General features: G+C 69.5%; 15 protein-coding genes. 10 read left to right on the plus strand and 5 right to left on the minus strand.

Translation table 11 applies throughout. From position 1 onward, the window contains the following. Nucleotides 1-12 precede the first annotated feature (12 nt). Together ACFPN1_RS09430 and ACFPN1_RS09435 are read left to right on the plus strand one after the other, a co-directional pair. Nucleotides 13-510 (plus strand): PH domain-containing protein, encoded by a 498-nt coding sequence (locus tag ACFPN1_RS09430; RefSeq protein ID WP_386754856.1) that lies wholly within the window; start codon nucleotides 13-15, stop codon nucleotides 508-510. Beyond that, nucleotides 494-2,005 (plus strand): PH domain-containing protein, encoded by a 1,512-nt coding sequence (locus ACFPN1_RS09435; protein ID WP_386754638.1) that lies wholly within the window; start codon nucleotides 494-496, stop codon nucleotides 2,003-2,005. The genes ACFPN1_RS09430 and ACFPN1_RS09435 overlap by 17 nt, the downstream gene beginning before the upstream one ends. 1 nt (nucleotide 2,006) lies before the next feature. Here ACFPN1_RS09435 and ACFPN1_RS09440 read toward each other — a convergent pair whose 3' ends face one another. Continuing rightward, nucleotides 2,007-3,059, minus strand: coding sequence for a CDP-glycerol glycerophosphotransferase family protein (locus ACFPN1_RS09440; protein ID WP_386754858.1), 1,053 nt, complete (start codon nucleotides 3,057-3,059; stop codon nucleotides 2,007-2,009). A gap of 28 nt (nucleotides 3,060-3,087) precedes the next feature. Here ACFPN1_RS09440 and ACFPN1_RS09445 point away from each other — a divergent pair, with 28 nt between their 5' ends. Continuing rightward, nucleotides 3,088-3,846, plus strand: coding sequence for a glycosyltransferase family 2 protein (locus tag ACFPN1_RS09445; protein ID WP_386754859.1), 759 nt, complete (start codon nucleotides 3,088-3,090; stop codon nucleotides 3,844-3,846). A gap of 21 nt (nucleotides 3,847-3,867) precedes the next feature. On the opposite strand, the gene ACFPN1_RS09450 is transcribed toward ACFPN1_RS09445, so the two are convergent. The 4 genes from ACFPN1_RS09450 to def all read right to left on the minus strand — a co-directional run bounded on the left by ACFPN1_RS09450 (nucleotide 3,868) and on the right by def (nucleotide 8,495). After that, nucleotides 3,868-5,568, minus strand: a complete 1,701-nt coding sequence (locus ACFPN1_RS09450) for an ArnT family glycosyltransferase (protein ID WP_386754639.1) — start codon at nucleotides 5,566-5,568, stop codon at nucleotides 3,868-3,870. Between the two features lie 59 nt (nucleotides 5,569-5,627). Next, entirely contained in the window at nucleotides 5,628-6,923 is a 1,296-nt protein-coding gene (gene rsmB, locus ACFPN1_RS09455; protein WP_386754640.1) for a 16S rRNA (cytosine(967)-C(5))-methyltransferase RsmB, read from the minus strand. After that, nucleotides 6,920-7,840 carry a methionyl-tRNA formyltransferase gene (gene fmt, locus ACFPN1_RS09460; protein ID WP_386754860.1) on the minus strand — a complete coding sequence of 307 codons (921 nt, stop codon included), beginning with the start codon at nucleotides 7,838-7,840 and terminating at the stop codon, nucleotides 6,920-6,922. The genes rsmB and fmt overlap by 4 nt, the downstream gene beginning before the upstream one ends. A 133-nt stretch (nucleotides 7,841-7,973) precedes the next feature. Further along, the gene (def, locus tag ACFPN1_RS09465) at nucleotides 7,974-8,495 is read right to left on the minus strand and encodes a peptide deformylase (RefSeq protein WP_386754641.1); all 522 of its coding nucleotides are present in this window, start codon (nucleotides 8,493-8,495) and stop codon (nucleotides 7,974-7,976) included. A 274-nt stretch (nucleotides 8,496-8,769) separates the two neighbouring features. On the opposite strand from def, the gene ACFPN1_RS09470 reads away from it, so the two are divergent. The 7 genes from ACFPN1_RS09470 to ACFPN1_RS09500 all read left to right on the plus strand — a co-directional run bounded on the left by ACFPN1_RS09470 (nucleotide 8,770) and on the right by ACFPN1_RS09500 (nucleotide 17,292). After that, nucleotides 8,770-9,918, plus strand: a complete 1,149-nt coding sequence (locus ACFPN1_RS09470) for a LysM peptidoglycan-binding domain-containing protein (RefSeq protein ID WP_386754861.1) — start codon at nucleotides 8,770-8,772, stop codon at nucleotides 9,916-9,918. Nucleotides 9,919-10,206: 288 nt separating this feature from the next. Beyond that, complete coding sequence (dprA, locus tag ACFPN1_RS09475) at nucleotides 10,207-11,379, plus strand: DNA-processing protein DprA (RefSeq protein WP_386754642.1); 1,173 nt, start codon at nucleotides 10,207-10,209, stop codon at nucleotides 11,377-11,379. Nucleotides 11,380-11,463: 84 nt separating this feature from the next. Next, on the plus strand, nucleotides 11,464-11,952 hold the full coding sequence (locus ACFPN1_RS09480; protein ID WP_386754643.1) for a DUF494 family protein: 489 nt from the start codon (nucleotides 11,464-11,466) through the stop codon (nucleotides 11,950-11,952). 83 nt (nucleotides 11,953-12,035) lie between these two features. Beyond that, nucleotides 12,036-12,788: a GYF domain-containing protein gene (locus ACFPN1_RS09485; RefSeq protein ID WP_386754644.1), complete on the plus strand. Its 753-nt coding sequence runs from the start codon at nucleotides 12,036-12,038 to the stop codon at nucleotides 12,786-12,788. A 14-nt stretch (nucleotides 12,789-12,802) separates the two neighbouring features. Then, nucleotides 12,803-13,516, plus strand: coding sequence for a GYF domain-containing protein (locus ACFPN1_RS09490; RefSeq protein ID WP_386754645.1), 714 nt, complete (start codon nucleotides 12,803-12,805; stop codon nucleotides 13,514-13,516). A gap of 9 nt (nucleotides 13,517-13,525) precedes the next feature. Beyond that, nucleotides 13,526-14,566, plus strand: a complete 1,041-nt coding sequence (locus tag ACFPN1_RS09495) for an RDD family protein (RefSeq protein WP_386754646.1) — start codon at nucleotides 13,526-13,528, stop codon at nucleotides 14,564-14,566. Nucleotides 14,567-14,760: 194 nt separating this feature from the next. Next, the gene (locus ACFPN1_RS09500; RefSeq protein ID WP_386754647.1) at nucleotides 14,761-17,292 is read left to right on the plus strand and encodes a DNA topoisomerase I; all 2,532 of its coding nucleotides are present in this window, start codon (nucleotides 14,761-14,763) and stop codon (nucleotides 17,290-17,292) included. Nucleotides 17,293-17,302 lie beyond the last annotated feature (10 nt).

Raw genomic sequence — 17,302 nt, forward strand, 5'->3', positions numbered from 1 at the left:
GACGAGGTTTCGATGGAGAACGCCGCGACCGCCGCCGCGCCGGCCATGGCCGACTGGCAGCCGCTGCCGGCGCGCGCGCGCTGGCTGTTCGCGCTGTCGCGCGTCTGGATCGCAGCGCCGGCGGCGTTCGCGGGATTCGTCGTGGGCGAAGTGGTCGAGGGACCGAGTCTGCTCACGGCACTCGGCGCTGCACTGCTGTTCGCCATCGCCGGCCTGTGGCTGGGACTGCGCCAGTTCCGCCATGTCGCGTGGCGTCTGGACGACGACGGCCTGGCGATCCGTCGCGGCCGGATGTTCCAGCGCGAGACGCGCGTGCCGCTGACCCGGGTGCAGCACCTCGACCTGCGGCGCGGTCCACTGCAACGCCGACGCCGGCTCGCCACCCTGGCCGTGCACACCGCGGGCACGCGCCACAGCGCGGTGACGCTGGCGCATCTCGACGCCGCCGATGCGGAACGCCTGCGCGACATCCTTGGCCGCCAGATCGATCGCGATGACGACGACGCCTGATCCAGGCCACGAGGTGTCGACAGCGGGAGGCGCCGAAGCGGCCGATCACCGCCTGCATCCCATGTCCTGGCTGTTCGTGCTGCTGCAGCAGCTGCGCCAGTTCGTGCTGCCATTGGTGGCCGCGTTCTTCTTCGGCGGTGACCGCAATGAACTGTGGCCGCTGATCGGCGTCGGCGTGCTGGCGCTGGTGTCGGTGTGGCGCTACTACACCTATCGCTACGGGTTCAGCGGCGACGCGCTGGTGGTACGCAGCGGCGTGCTCGAGCGCAGCGTGCGCGTGATTCCCTTCGCGCGCATCCACAACGTCGCGCTCCAGCAGTCGGTGCTGCACCGCTTGTTCGGCGTGGCCGAAGTGCGCCTGGAATCGGCCGGCGGACAGAAGCCCGAAGCGGAAATGCGCGTGCTCAAGCTCGCCGATGCGCTGGCGCTCGAGGCGCTGGTCCGGCGTCGTCCGGCCCCGGACCCCGCCGTCGCCGCGCCCGCGGCGGAAGCCCGCGTCCTGCTGGCCCTGCCGCCGCGCGAAATCCTGCGCCTGGGCCTGATCTCCAACCGCGGCCTGATCGTCGTCGGCGCGGCGATCGGTGGCCTGTCCCAGTTCAATCCGCGGCTCGTGCCCGACCTGATGGAACGCTGGGGCGAATGGGCGCTGGGCTGGGCATCGCACAACGGCACGCAGGACCCGGCGTTCCTTGCGGTCGCCGGCCTCAGCCTGGCGCTGCTGGTCGTGGCGCTGCTGCGGCTGTTCTCCATCGTGCTCGCGCTGCTGCAGCACTACGGCTTCACCCTCACCGAAACCGGACGCCGGCTCACGGTCGAACGCGGCCTGCTCGCGCGCTGGCGGACCAGCGCCTCGCGCCGGCGCATCCAGGCGTGGACGCTGCGCGAAACGCTGCTGCACCGGCTGCTGCAGCGGCGCAGCCTCGATATCGACACCGCCGTCGCCGAACAGCACAACCAGCAGCGCACGCTGCGCGAGCTCGTTCCGGTCGCGACGCCGGCCGCCTGCGACGCGCTGATCGAACATCTCCTGCCGCGCGCCGCCTGGCTGCAATTGGACTGGCGCGCGCTGCCGCGCCGCGCGTGGTGGCGCCTGGTGCTGCCGGGGCTGCCGGTCGCGCTGGTGCTGACGGCCGCGGCCGCCTGGTTCGTGGGCCCCTGGGCGTTGCTGGCGCTGCTGTGGCTGCCGTGGGCCGCGTACGTCGCGCGGCGCCACATGCGGGCGGCGGCCTATGCGGTGAACGCCGACGTGATCGCGGTGCGCGAAGGCTGGTGGAGCCGCCACTGGCGCTTCGCCGAGCTCGACAAGCTGCAGGCGCTGCAGCTCACTCGCAATCCACTCGACCGGCGCTGCGGCACCGCCACGCTGTGGCTGGACACGGCCGGCGCTTCGGCGCTGGCGCCGCCGCTGCGCATCCGCTTCCTGCCCGAAGCCGAGGCGGCCGCGCTCTACGCGCAGCTGGCGCGAACGCTGGCGCGGCGTCCGCTGCGCTGGTGATTCAGCGACCCCAGTAGCCCAGCTCGTGCCGGATCTGCAGCCGGCGCCACAACGCACCCGGCGGCTTGCGCGCCAGCTCGCCCAGTTCGCCGCGCGACAGCGCCTCGGTCGCGGCGATCACGCGTTCGGACGAGCGGCCATCGCGATACGGATGGATCGCATCGGCATAGGCCGCGAGCGCCGAACGCAGCGACGCATCGGGCGCGAATGCATGCGCGAGCATCGCCGGCAACTGCGTCGGCTCGGCGAAATCGAGCATGTGCGGCTTGGGTGCGCGATTGCGGAAGGTCACCACCGGCTTGCGCTGGACCACGAACTCGGACACCACCGAGGTGGTGTCCGCCACCAGCACGTCGGCCGCGCGTTGTGCCGCCACGAGCTGCTCGGTTTCGATGAAGGCCGCGTTCGCGCCGGCCAGCGCGCGGTAACGCGCGAACAGCTCCGGCGCGCACTTCGGATGCAGGGTCAGCAGCCAGTAGCGTTCGCCGCGCGCGACTTCGGCGGCAATGGCGTCGAACAGGTGCGGCGCCGCGCTCAGGCGCTCGGTGAACGTGGACGCGAACATCACCACCGGGCGCGCACCCGCCGGCGCGCGCAGCGCCTCCGCGCTGCCGTCGTCGTCGCGGAACAGCGGATCGAGCTTGGGCCAGCCGGTTTCGACCACGGCGAAGTGTCGCTCGCGCGCGGCCAGCGCCTGGAACGGCGCGGTGGTCGCCGGCCCCTGCGTGCAGTACAGATCGAACAGTCCGCGCACGCGGAAGTGGCCGCGCTCGTCGGAGCGCTTCTCGACGTTGAAGCCGTGGAACAGCTGCACTTTCGCCCCGGTCACGAAGGTCGGCACCCAGTTCGCCGCGCTGAACACCGCGCGCGGCTTCAGCGCGACCGCTTCGCGCAGCCCGACGCTGCGCACCGGCGCCGGCAGCGTGGCCCCGGCGGCGCCGTCGACGAACCACGCGTGCACGCCGTGGCCCACGGCTTGCAGCGCCCGCGCCAGCGGTTGCAGGATGGGCAACGCGTAGCGCTCCGTCGCGAACAACAGGTAATCCGCCATCAACGCTTCCTCGCCTTCGCCGCCGGCTTCGATCGGGCTGTCGGCCTGCATTATCACGTTCAACGAAGCCGACCGCATCGCCGACTGCATCGCCTCGCTGTCGTTCTGCGACGACATCGTGGTGGTGGATTCGCATTCGACCGACGCCACCGTGGAGATCGCCCGTTCGCTGGGCGCGCGCGTGCTGTTGCGGCCGTTCGACGGCTTCCGCAGCCAGAAGCAGTTCGCGATCGAGCAGGCCGCGCACGACTGGGTGTTGTGCCTGGACGCCGACGAGCGCGTGGACGACGCGTTGCGCGCGGCGATCGAGGCGGAGCGCGCGCGTGGGTTCGCCGGCGCGGCCGGTTACCGCTTTGCGCGGCTGAGCGAGTATTTCGGCCGTTTCCTGCGCCACGGCAACGCCTATCCCGATCGCGTCCTGCGCCTGTTCGACCGTCGTCGCGGCGGCTGGCGCGGCACGCGCGAAGTGCACGAAGCGGCGAGCGTCGACGGCGAGGTGCGCGTCTTGCGCGGCGACCTCATCCATTACCCGTACCGCTCGCTCGAGCAGCAGCTGCTCAAGACGCAGCGCTACGCTCGGATGATGGCCGAACACGATTTCGCCCGCGGCAAGCGCGCGACGCTGGGCAAGCTGATCGTGTCGCCGGCGTGGCGCTTCTGGCGCGGCTACCTGCTGCGCGGCGGCTTCCTCGACGGCTGGCACGGACTGGTCTATGCCTACGTCCGCGCCAACTACGTGCGGCAGAAGACCATCATGCTGTGGCTGCTGCAGAACGGGCAGAAGCCGTAGCGACGCGGCGCCGCGCGGGTTTCACGACTCGTCGTTGTCCGCGTTCGGCGCCTTGGCTTCGGGCACGCAACCGGGAATGACCGCGTCGGCCGGCACCAGCCACCACGCGCGCCGGTTCGAGCGACCCGCGAATTCCGCCTTGGAGCGGTCGATGCACTCCGACAACGCCGGCTCCTGCACCAGCAGCAGGCGCTGCGCCGGCGCTTCGCGCTGCCATTCGATGCCGTGGCGCAACTGCTCGCCCCAGGGCATGCGGAAGCCGAACGTGGTCACCCGGCGCGGCGCCATCAGCAGGTTCTGTTCCTTCCACGCCACCAGGCCCAGCTGCGTCGTAGCGGGCAGGCGACGATCGACATCGGCCATCAGCCCGCGCGCGGAACTGGAATCGTTGAGCAGCGGGTAGAACAGCAGCCCGTACAGCACCCAGATCACGGTGAGCGTCGACAGCATCGCCGCGACCGGCCGGCGCCGGCCGAACCACAGCACGCTCGCCCAGGCGCCAATGCCCATCGCCAGCAGCGACCACGCGAACGGCGCCGAAGACGTACTCAGGCCGCGGTCGCCGATCAGCTTGTCCTCGAAGCCGGGATGCCCCAGCAGCATCGACAGTCCGGCACCGGTCATCAGCAGCGCGAAGGCCACCGCGAACCCCAAGGCGATGCGTCGCGGCCACACTTTGCGCAGGATGCCCGGCAGCAGCGGCGCGAACGCCAGGCACGCCATCGGCAACGCGGGCAGGATGTAGACGTCGCGCTTGCCGTGCGGGATCGAGAAGAACAGCACGATCAGCGCCCACCATGCGATCGGCAACAGATAGCGCGGATCGCGGCGTTGCAGGCGGCGCTTCCACGCTGGCAAGGCCCACGGCAGCGCGAGCAGCAGCGGCAGCCACATCGAGCACATCACGCCGAGGTGGTACCACGCCGGCTGGTGGTGGTCCCACGAGCGCGTGTAGCGCCCGGCGGTCTGCCGGAACAGGATGTCGTCGAGATACGCGCGATACGTCGGATCCGGATGGTGCAATGCGCTCGTCACCATCGGCACCAGCCACAGCGACACCGCCACCAGGAAAGCGAGCGGGCCGAGCAGCACGCGCCAGCGCCGCAAGGGGAACACGACGCCGCGCCATCCGTGCAACACGGCGAACGCGGCCGGCACGAGCATCAGCAATGCCAGTGCGCCCACGCCCTTGGTGATCGTGCCCATGCCCGCGGCGAACCAGCCGAGCATCCACATCCGCCAGTCGCCGCCGCGCAACAGGTGCCGCAGCAGGCCGTAGTTGGCCAGCGTGATCCAGAACACGACGGTGGGATCGATCTGCGCCTTCTTCGCCTGGTAGGTGAAGTGCAGCGTGAACAGCAGTGCGTAGCCGGCGTAGAGGCCGATGCGGCGCGTCCACAGCCGCTTGCCCAGATCGACCACGCACCACAGCGTGCCCAACGCCGCGAGCAGCGACGGCAGCAGGAAGGCCACGCGCCAGTTGCCGAAGAGCGTGTAGGCCGAGGCCTGCAGCCACATGAAGAACGGCGGCTTGTCCGAATACAGCTCGGTACCGCGATGCGGGAACAGCCAGTCGCCGCTTTCGATCATCTGCTTGGCGACCAGGGTGAAGCGCGGCTCGTCGGCGGGCCACGGATCGCGCAGCCCCAGGCCGGCGCCGAGCACCAGCAGGGCCAGGATCCAGAACAGCCAGGTCTCGCGGGATTTGGCGGTCTTCAGCATGGCGCGGAATGATAGCGGCGTGGCGTGGGAAGCATGTCGGACCGAGGCGCGACGCCGCGTCACGCGCTGCGGCGCAGGCGGGCGTAGTAGAAACCGTCGGCGCCGTTTTCGCCGGGCAACCGCTGGCGCCCGGCGCCGCTGATCCGGCCGAAGCTGTCGTCGAGCATGTCGGCGCGCGCATCCGCGGTGCGGGCGAGGAACGCGGCGACCTGCCCTTCGTTCTCCGCCTTCAGCACCGAGCAGGTCGCGTAGAGCAGCACGCCGCCGGGCGCGAGCGTGGTCCACAGCGCATCGAGCAGGCGCGCCTGCGTGGCGAGCAGCGGCGCCAGGTCGGATTCGCGCCGGTGCAGCAGCACGTCGGGTTGCCGGCGCACGATGCCGGTCGCCGAACATGGGGCGTCGATCAGCACGGCATCGAGCGGCGTGCCGTCCCACCAGCTCTCCAGGCGTGTCGCATCGCAGGCGAGCAGGCGCGCGTTCGCGCCGAGCTGCAGGCGCGCGAACGTGCCGCGCACGCGATCCAGGCGTTTGCCGTCAACGTCCAGCGCGGTCAGGCGCAGGGCCGGATCGCGTTCGAGCAGATGCGCCGACTTGCCGCCGGGCGCGGCGCAGGCATCGAGTACGCGCGCACCCGACTGCAGTGCCAGTGCATCGGCGACACGCTGTGCGGAGACATCCTGCACGGACACCGCGCCTTCGGCGAAGCCCGGCAGTTGCGCCATCGCCACGCTGCCCTCCACGCGCAAGGCATCCGCGGCGTTTTCATCGAGGTGCGATTCGATGCCCGCCTCGAGCAGGCGCTGACGATAGGCGTCACGCGACTGCTGCAGGCGATTCACGCGCAGCCACAGCGGCGGCGGTTGCGCGCTGGCGGCGAGGATGCCGGCGTGCTCCAGCGGCCAGTCCTGTTGCAGGCGCGTGCGCAACCAGTGCGGCCAGTGCGCGGCGGCATCGACCGAAGGTAGGCCCTCGCGCTGCGCGCGTCGCAGCAGCGCATTGACCATGCCCGCCTGGTGGGCGCGTCCCAGCGCACGCGCCGCGTCCACCGTGGCCGCGAGCGCGGCGTGCGCGGGCAAGGCGAGCGGATCGAGCTGCACGAAGCCGGCGTACAGCAGCGCACGCAGTTCGTCGTCGCGCCGCCCCAGCGGTCGCGGCACCCACGCCTTCAGCGCGGCTTCCAGGCGCGCGGGCTGGCGCAACGCGGCGAAACAGATGGCTTCGGCCAGCGCGCGATCGCGCGGATCCCCCAGCGCCGGCAATTGCGCCGCCAGTTCCGCCTTCAGCGAACGCCCGCGATGCAGCACCGCATCGAGCACGCGCGTGGCCGTCACGCGCGGAGCGGCGCCGTTGCTCACGCGCGCCTCAGGTCGGGGCGACCGTTGAGATAGTCGGCGGCGGTGATCGCCTTGCCGCCTTCGCGCTGCAGCACGCGCACGCGCAGCACGCCGTCGCCGCAGGCGACATCCAGGCCGTCGCGGCCGGCCCGCAACAACGTGCCCGGCGTGGCGTTGTGGGCATCCGCGAGCGCCACCGCACCATGCAGGCGCAGGCGTTCGCCCGCGATGGTGGCCTCGGCCATCGGCCACGGATTGAATGCGCGCACCTTGTTCGCGAGCACGACCGCGGGCTGCGCCCAATCCAGTTTCGCCTCGGCCTTGTCGAGCTTGTGCGCATAGGTGACGCCGACGTCGGGCTGCGGCACCGGCACCGGGCGGATGCCGGCGCGCAGCAGGCCCAGGCCATCGGCCAGCACCTGCGCACCCAGCGCGGCGAGGCGATCGTGCAGTTGCCCGCCGGTTTCCTCCGCGCCGATGTCCAGCGACTGCGACAACAGCACCGGCCCGGTATCCAGGCCCTTCTCCATCTGCATCAGGCATACGCCGGATTCGCGGTCGCCGGCTTCGATCGCGCGCTGGATCGGCGCGGCGCCGCGCCAGCGCGGCAGCAGCGAAGCGTGCACGTTCCAGCAGCCGTAGGTCGGGATGTCGAGCACCGACTGCGGCAGGATCAATCCGTAGGCGACGACGATCATCAGGTCCGGCTGCAGCGCGCGCAGCGCGTCCTTGGACAGCGCCGACCTGAAGTTTTCCGGCTGCACCACCTCGATGCCGCGCAGCAGTGCCTCGCGCTTGACCGGCGACGGAGTCAGTTCGCGACCACGACCGGCGGGACGATCGGGCTGCGTGTACACCGCGACCACTTCATTGCGCTGCGCGGCCGCGCGCAGGCTGGGCACGGCGAAGTCGGGGGTGCCGGCGAAGACGATTCTCAAGGCCATCGATCACTCGTAGGGTGCAACAAGCGAAGCGCATTGCACCTTCGCCAAGGAATACGGACAGCGGCCGCGCGCGGCGGCTTGGGGGATACGGCGCAATGCACTTGGCTTCGCGCCTTACGCGGCTGCGTCAGGCCGCGTCGCCCGCGAGCCGGCGCTGCTTGGCCAGCTTCTTGCGCACCATCTCGCGCTTGAGCGGCGAGAGGTAGTCGACGAACAGCTTGCCGATCAGGTGATCCATCTCGTGCTGGATGCAGACCGCGAGCAGCCCATCGACGTCCAGCTCGAACGGCTCGCCGTTGCGATCCAGCGCCTGCACGGTGACCCGGTTGGAGCGCGTCACGTCGGCGAAGATGCCAGGCACCGAGAGGCAGCCTTCCTGGTAGACCTGGTCGCCGTCGCGGGCGGTGATCACCGGGTTGATGAAGACCAGCGGCCGGGTTTTGTCTTCGCTCACGTCTATGACCATGAAGGTCTTGTGGACGTCGACCTGGCTGGCCGCCAGACCGATGCCCGGCGCGTCGTACATGGTCTCGAACATGTCGTCGAGCAGGCGCTGGAAGGCCGGATCGGCGATGACCGCCGGATCGACCGGAACCGCCTTAGTGCGCAGCCGCGGATCGGGGAATTCAAGGATGGGAAGCAGGGCCATGGGTGTGGATCTCTGGACCCCTCCAGCCGGAGGGAGCCGGATCGCCGCAGGGGCGAAGCGGCGGTAAGGGGAAACATGCGACCGGTCACTGAAGCGCTGTGCGCTCCGGCAGGCGGCTTCCCGGAAAAATGGGGGCCGCGGTCACATCGTCAAGCACAGGTCGGATTGTAACCCCGCAAAGCCCGATAAACGCTTGCAAACGCGCGCATCTTCTGGGCTATAGTGCCCGGGCCTGTGGGGAAAACTGGCAAGGGGAATCAGATACATGGCCGCCATGCTTAAACCAATCCGCACGGTTCTGACCGCTGCGTTCCTGACCATCGCCACCGTGGCCGTCGCGCAGGAAATGCGCGGTGATCATCCCGACACCTACACGGTCCGCCGCGGCGACACCCTCTGGGACATCGCGGGCAAGTTCCTGAAGCGTCCGTGGCTGTGGCCGGAAATCTGGCAGGCCAACCCGCAGATCAAGAATCCGCACCTGATCTATCCGGGCGACGTCATCTCGCTCGCCTACCTCGACCGCGTGGCGGTCACGCCCGGTCCGCGCGAGGAAGCGCCGGTCACCGGTGTGCCGCTGAAGGACGTCGAGCCGTTCCTGAAGAACCTGCGCGTCGTCGACGAGTTCGAGGACCTGCCGTACGTGGTGGGCCTGGAAGAAGACCGCCTGCGTGCATCGCTCAACCAGGTCGCCTACGTCCGGGGCCTCGCCGACGCCCAGCCCGGCCAGCGTTACGCGATCGTGCGGCCGACGGTGCGCTACAACGCGATCAATCCGAAGCGCTGCTGCGACGTCACCACTACCAAGGCGGAAGACCTCGACTTCCGCGGCCGCACCGACCGGCTCACCGAGCAGCTGTGGCACCACCAGGTGCCGGCCGGCAAGGGCGAGTTCCTCGGCTACGAGCTGATGCAGATCACCACCGCCACGGTCAGCCGCGGCGAGGGTGGTCAGGCCGAAGCCAGCACCCTGCTCGTCGACCAGGTCGGCCGCGAGGTGCGCGTGGGCGACCGGCTGATTCCGGTCGAAGCCCAGCCCTACGACCTGCAGTTCTTCCCGCATCCGCCCAGGCAGGAGTTCGAGTACGGCAAGGCCAAGGTGCTCGCCGTGGCCGACATGCTCACCTCCGGCGGTCCGCGCGATGTGGTCGCGCTGTCGGTGGGCGCGCGCGACGGCGTGGACAACGGCACGGTGTTCTCCAGCTGGCGCGTCGGCACCGATACGGTGGATCGCGTCGCGGTCGGGATGGATCGCAGCCACGACACCGTGGGCGCCGGCAGCAAGGTGCGCCTGCCCGACGAATTCGCCGGCCACATGATGGTGTTCCGCACCTTCGACAAGGTCAGCTATGCGCTGGTGATGGACAGCATCCGGCCGACCCGCGTCGGTTATGAGGTCAAGCATCCCGACGCGACCAACTGATCGGTTGCACTACCCGCACAACGGCGCCGGAAGGCGCCGTTGTCGTTTCTGCGGCACGGTCCGCGCGCGGATCCACGCGACGCGCGATCGGCAATTCCCGACAGGAAGCCACGTGCGGATTGCCGACCGCGCGTCGCGAGCACCCGTGCAAGCACCGCACTGTTATTCGCACATCGAAGGCGATGCCGGACGCATCCGCGCGTCTGCGCTACGGCCGGGGAAAATTCCTACACGCCGCAACGACAAGCTCCGGCTGTGCAGTCGCCATCGGCCGCCTAGGCTGGTGGCATGCATACCGATGACGTCGAAGCCCTGCTGCACCTGATCGCCGCCTGCGGTGCGGCCGCGCCGCGCAAGGCGCTGCTGGAACACTTCGCTTCCCCCACCGCCGCCCTCGCCGCGGGAACCGCGACGTGGCGCGCGTGCGGCCTGACCGAGCCGCAGATCGCAGCGCTGCGGCGCCCGGATGCGGACAAGCTGCACGCGGCCACCCGCTGGCTGGAGCAACCCGGCCGGCACCTGCTGGGCTGGAACGATCCCGATTACCCCCCGCTACTGCGCCGTTGCGCCAACGCCCCCCTCGCCCTGTTCGTCGCCGGCTCGCCGGCCCTGTTGTGGCATCCGTCGATCGCCGTGGTGGGCAGCCGCGCCGCGACGCCGGCGGGACTCGACAACGCGCGGGCCTTTGCCCGCGGTATCACCGCGGCCGGCTTCGCGGTGACCAGCGGCCTCGCGGCCGGCGTCGATGCCGCCGCCCATGCGGCCACCCTGGACGCCGGCGGCCTCACGATCGCCGTGCTGGGCACCGGGCCGGACGTCCCGTATCCGCGAACGCACACCGGCCTGCACGCGCGCATTGCCGAAGCCGGCGCCGTGGTGAGCGAACACCTGCCGGGCACCGAGGCCCGGGCCGAGCACTTCCCCAGCCGCAACCGCATCCTGGCCGGGCTGGCGCTGGGGACCCTGGTCGTCGAGGCCGCGGAGCGCTCCGGCGCGCTGATCACGGCTCGCCTGGCTGCCGAGGCAGGGCGCGAGGTCTTGGCTATCCCCGGCTCGATCCACAACCCGCTGGCGCGCGGCTGCCACCGCCTGATCGCGGACGGCGCAGTGCTCGTGGACAGCGTCCAGCAGGTCATCGCCGCGGTGGCCCCGGCCGCGCGGGAACTGGCCGGCGACCTGCGGGGCCGCCTCGCGGATTCCCGCGCAGCGCCGGCGAACCCGGGCCCGCCGCCTGCCCCGCAGCGTCGCCGGAAGGGCCCACCCCGGTCACAAACCGACCCGATGTGCGGCGATCCCGAATACCAGAAGTTGTGGAATGCGCTCGGCCACGACCCAACAGATATGGACCAGCTCGTTCAGCGCACCGGATTGACGCCTGCCGGGCTGTCCTCCATGCTCGTGCTCATGGAGCTTGACGGCCGGGTTACCAAGCAGCACGGCCGGTATCACAGGAGTCGTTGATCCGATCCGAGAGGCACGGTTCTTGCGGCACCCACGTAAGCCCCAACCCGCCCACCGCGCCGCCAGCGGCGCAGGCCGAGGGAAATGAAAGAGAGCATCCTGGACGTCCTGCTGTACCTGTTCGAGCACTACTTCACCGAGGACGCCGACCTCGTCCGCGACCACGATTCGCTCCGCAGCGGCCCGCTCTTCGAGGAACTGGGCCAGGCCGGCTTCAGTCCGGCCGAGATCAACAAGGCCTTCGAGTGGCTCGACGCGCTGGCCTCGCAGCGTCCCAGCACGGCCACGCCGCGGGCCGACGGCCCCACCCGCATCTACTTCGGCCCCGAACTCGAAAAGCTCGACGTCGAATGCCGCGGCTTCCTGCTGTTCCTCGAACAGCACGGCATCCTCGACGCCGACCAGCGCGAACTCGTGCTGGATCGCGCGATGGCGCTGGACCAGGACGAGCTCGATCTGGACGACCTCAAGTGGGTCGTGCTGATGGTGCTGTTCAACCAGCCCGGCAGCGAGGCCGCGTACGCCTGGATGGAAACCCAGATGTTCGCGGACGAACCCGAACCGGTACATTAGTCACGCTTTTGCGCCGGCGCCGCCTGGGGAGGACGTCGCCGTCGCCATGACTGATCCGGTTACGCGCGGCCTCGGGGGAGAGGATGATCGACTGGTACTACCACGCCCCCGGCCAGGGGCGCGTGGGGCCGCTTTCGGCCGGGGAACTGGGCAAGCATTACCGGGAGCGCCGCATCCAGCGCGACACGCTCGTCTGGCATCAGAGCCTGCGCGAATGGCAGCCGCTGGAACGCTTCGCGGTCGAGATCGGTATCCAGGGCATGGCCCAGGACGCCGCCGCGCCGCCGCCGATGCCGCCCGTGGCACCCGTGCCCCTGTCCATCCCGCCCGCCGCGCCGCCGACCACGTCCCGCGGCAAGTACACGCGCGCACCGTTGCGGCCGAAGAAGACGCTGTCGACGGGCGCCATCGCGGCGATCGCCGTCATCGCGATCGTCGTTCCGGGCACGATGATCCTGGGCTCGGTGATGCTCTCTTCCTACAGGGACTACGCGCGGCGCGCCACGAGCATCGGCAAGGTGGCGGGACTGGCGAGCGGTCTCCAGCAGGTGGTGGCCGACTATGCGACACGCACCGGTCGTTGCCCGGACAACGGTGACGCCGGCGTGCAGAAGGTCCGTCGTGAGATCAACCGGCGCTTCTCCCTGGACGTAAGCTTTGCGGCGATCGAGGACGGCTGCGCATTCGAAGTCGCGATCAATGCCGATGGGCAGGCCACCGACGGCAGGAAGCTGCAGTACCTGGGCCGTCCCGGCGCGGACGGGTTCGCGTGGGAATGTCGGGGTGGCGACATGCCCGACGCCTACCGTCCACCCGAATGCCACGCGGGCGGCTGAGCAGGAGCGTATCGATGAACCAGTGGTACTACGCCGACGATGCACGGACCCGCATCGGCCCGCTTTCCCCCGACGAACTGCGCGAGCACTACCGCCAGCGCCGGCTGCGCCGCGACAGCCTGGTGTGGTGCGAAGGCATGGCCCAGTGGCTGCCGCTGGAGCGCCTGGCGGTCGAGCTCGACATCGATTCGATCACGCCCGACCCGGCCCAGCCGCCCCCGCTGCCTGCAGCGGGCGTGATGGACGGCGCGCCGATGCAGCGCGCGCCCGTCAGGAAGGGCATGTCCGGCTGCCTGATCGCATTGATCGTGTGTGCCGTGGTCGCCGTTCCCATGATCGCCATCCTCGCCGCGATCGCCATCCCGGCCTACAGCGATTACGTGCAGCGCGCCAAGATCGCGCAGGTGATGGCATCGGCGAACACGCTGGAGATGGCGGTTGCCGAACACTTCGCGCGCGAGCGCGTCTGTCCGGACAACGACAGCGCCGACCTGGCGCCGCTGCTAGCCCGGCTCACGCGGGAGCCGCATATCGGCGCGGTGCGCGTGGGCACGCTCGAAGGCGGCCACTGCGCCTTCGAAATCACGCTGCGCGGCCTCGGCGCGCAGGACGGCAAGACGCTATTGTTCGAAGCCGATGAAGACGCTTCGGACTGGGACTGCAGCGGCGGCGACCTGCCCGCGCGCTACCGCCCGATACAGTGCCGCCCCACTCCGACTTCGACCTGAGCACACCGCATGAGCCAGTGGTACTACAGCGACTATCAGCGCAACCGCCTCGGCCCCGTCGCCGCCAGCGACCTGGCCGCCCTGCACGAGGCCGGCCAGCTGCAGCCCGACACGCTGGTCTGGCGCGAAGGCATGCCGCAGTGGCGCACCTGGCGCGAAATGATGATGCAGGCACTGAACGAAGCCGCCGGTCGCGCGACGCCGGAAGCCGTGCCGCTGTCGGCGGGCGTGAATCCTTATGCGATGGCGGAACCGGGGCCGGCTGCCGCAACTGTCGCGACCACACCGGACCGTGTTGCGACGGCAGCGCCGCTGGGCAGCCTGGCCTCGACGAACGCGTCGCCCTCCGCCGCCCATCCGTATACAGCCGTCGAGCCGACCTCGCCCTACGCCCCGCCGCGCGCTTCGATCGACGGCAACACCGCACACGTGTTCGGCGGCGAAGTGGTCTATGCCGGGTTCTGGAAGCGCTATGCAGCCCTGTGCATCGATTCGCTCCTCGTCGGCATCGCCTATTACGCGGTGCTGATCGCCGTCACGTTTGCGGGCTTCGGCGTCGCGGGCGCAGCCGGCATGAGGCCGGAATCGATGGGCATGGGCCTTGCGCTGATGCTGGTGGGCGTCTACGTGACCTATCCGATCATCAGCGGCCTCTATTACATCGGCTTCGAGTCGTCCTCCCTGCAGGCCACGCTCGGCAAGCTCGCGCTGGGCATCAAGGTGACCGACGAAAACGGTCAGCGATTGAGCCGCGGCAATGCGCTGGGCCGCTGGGCGTCGCATCTGCTGTGCTACTTCACCCTGTACATCGGCTACCTCATCGCCGCCTTCACGGAGCGCAAACGCGGGCTCCACGACATGGTGGCGGGGACCCTGGTCGTGGACAAATGGGCCTACACCGCCCATCCGGAACGCCAGCGCCGCGAACTGGGCGCCGTGGCCATCGTGATCATCGCCCTGAGCGTCCTGCTGATGATCGGCTACGCGGTCCTGATCGCCGCCATCGCGGGCGGGGCGTTCCAGGACTACCTGCAGCGCGCCGGCGGCTGAGGCCCGGTTACCCCCTCCGCGGGGTGAAGACCACAGTCCGGACGGCCGCGGCTTGACAGCCCCGGCCGCCTCGTGATTCCACTAGAAAAAGAACAAGATCCCCGACGCCCGTGGCCCCCGGCCCGGGCGTTGCCTTCTCTGCTGTCGTTTGGCGTTCCTCCCCCGAGACCCCGGAACGCCTGGAACCGGACCCCATGCCTAAGAACCTCCTCATCGTCGAGTCGCCCGCCAAGGCCAAGACGATCAACAAGTACCTCGGCAAGGACTTCACGGTCCTGGCCAGCTACGGCCATGTCCGCGACCTGGTCCCGAAGGAGGGTGCGGTCGACCCGGAGCGCGGCTTCGCCATGCGCTACGACCTGATCGACAAGAACGAGAAGCACGTCGACGCCATCGCCCGGGCCGCCAAGAGTGCCGACGCCCTGTACCTGGCGACCGACCCGGACCGCGAAGGCGAGGCGATCAGCTGGCACATCGCCGAAATCCTGAAAGAACGCGGCCTGCTCAAGGACAAGGAGCTGCACCGCGTCGTCTTCACCGAAATCACGCCGCGCGCGATCCGCGAGGCGATGACCCAGCCGCGCTCGATCGCCAGCGATCTGGTCGACGCGCAGCAGGCGCGCCGCGCGCTCGACTACCTCGTCGGCTTCAACCTCTCGCCGGTGCTGTGGCGCAAGGTGCAGCGCGGCCTGTCCGCCGGCCGCGTGCAGTCGCCGGCACTGCGCATGATCGTGGAGCGCGAGGAGGAGATCGAAGCCTTCATCGCCCGCGAATACTGGACGGTGGAAGCCGAGTGCGTGCACCCGTCGCAGCCGTTCACCGCCAAGCTGACGAAGCTGGACGGCAAGAAGTTCGAACAGTTCACCATCACCGACGGCGACTCGGCCGAGGCCGCACGCCAGCGCATCGTCAAGGCCGCCGCGGGCGTGCTGCACGTCACCGACGTCGCCAGCAAGGAGCGCAAGCGCCGGCCGGCGCCGCCGTTCACCACCTCCACGCTGCAGCAGGAAGCCGCGCGCAAGCTCGGCTTCACCACGCGCAAGACCATGCAGGTCGCGCAGAAGCTGTACGAAGGCGTCACCGTCGGCGAGGAAGGCACCGTCGGCCTGATCACCTACATGCGTACCGACTCGGTGAACCTGTCGGTCGATGCGCTCGGCGAAATCCGCGACGTGATCGCCCGCGACTACGGCACGCGCGCACTGCCGGACAAGCCCAACTTCTACACGACCAAGTCGAAGAACGCGCAGGAAGCGCACGAAGCGGTGCGCCCGACCTCGGCGCTGCGCACGCCGGCGCAGGTCGCGCGCTATCTGAGCGACGACGAACGCAAGCTCTACGACCTGGTGTGGAAGCGCGCCGTCGCCTCGCAGATGGTGCCGGCCACGCTCAACACGGTATCGGTCGATCTCGCCGCCGGTTCCGAACACAGCTTCCGCGCCAGCGGCACGACCGTGGTCGATCCGGGCTTCCTCGCCGTGTACGAGGAAGGCAAGGACACCAAGACCTCCGAGGACGAGGACGAAGGCCGCAAGCTGCCGGCGATGAAGACCGGCGACCGCGTCCCGCTCGACCGCATCCACGCCGACCAGCATTTCACCCAGCCGCCGCCGCGCTTCACCGAAGCGGCGCTGGTGAAGGCGCTGGAGGAATACGGCATCGGCCGCCCCTCGACCTACGCCTCGATCATCCAGACGTTGCTGTTCCGCAAGTACGTGGAGATGGAAGGCCGCAGCTTCCGTCCGACCGACGTGGGCCGCGCGGTGTCGAAATTCCTCAGCAGCCACTTCACCCGCTACGTCGACTACGACTTCACCGCGAAGATGGAAGACGAGCTCGATGCGGTCTCGCGCGGCGAGGAGGAATGGGTGCCGCTGATGGAGAAGTTCTGGGGTCCGTTCAAGGAACTGGTGGAAGAAAAGACCGAGTCGGTCGACCGCAGCGAAGCCACCGGCGCGCGCGAACTCGGCACCGACCCCAAGAGCGGCAAGCCGGTGAGCGTGCGCCTGGGCCGCTTCGGGCCTTACGCGCAGATCGGCGACAAGGACACCGACGAAAAGCTGGAATTCGCCTCGTTGCGTCCCGGCCAGTCGATGCACACCATCACGCTCGAGGACGCGCTGGAGCTGTTCAAGCTGCCGCGCAAGCTCGGCGTCAGCGACGGTCATGAAGTGAGCGTGGGCATCGGCCGCTTCGGCCCCTTCGCCAAGCGCGGCAGCACGTATGCGTCGCTGAAGAAGGAGGACGATCCGTACACGATCGACCTCGCACGCGCGGTCTTCCTGATCGAGGAGAAGGAAGAGATCGCGCGCAATCGCATCATCAAGGAATTCCCGGGCAGCGACATCCAGGTGCTCAACGGCCGCTTCGGCCCGTACCTGTCCGACGGCAAGCTCAACGGCCGCATTCCGAAGGACCGCGAGCCGGCCTCGCTGACGCTGGAGGAAGCGCAGCAGCTGATGGAAACCACCGGCAAGCCGATGCGCGGCCGCTTCGGCAAGAAGGCGGCGGCGAAGAAGGAGCCAGCGGTGAAGAAGGCTGCGGCCCGGAAGGCCGCAACAGGCAAGGCGGCGACGAAGAAGGCCGTCACGAAGACCGCGAAGAAGGCCGCCAAGAAAACCGCCACGTCGACGGCGAAGAAGGCGACGAAGGCAACGAAGAAAACCGTGAAGAAGGCGGCGAAGAAGGCGGCCCGGACGACGGCTGCCGGCAAGCCGCCGTTCTGATTCCGCGCGG

Source organism: Lysobacter yangpyeongensis, assembly GCF_042655745.1.
GTDB lineage: Bacteria > Pseudomonadota > Gammaproteobacteria > Xanthomonadales > Xanthomonadaceae > Agrilutibacter > Agrilutibacter yangpyeongensis.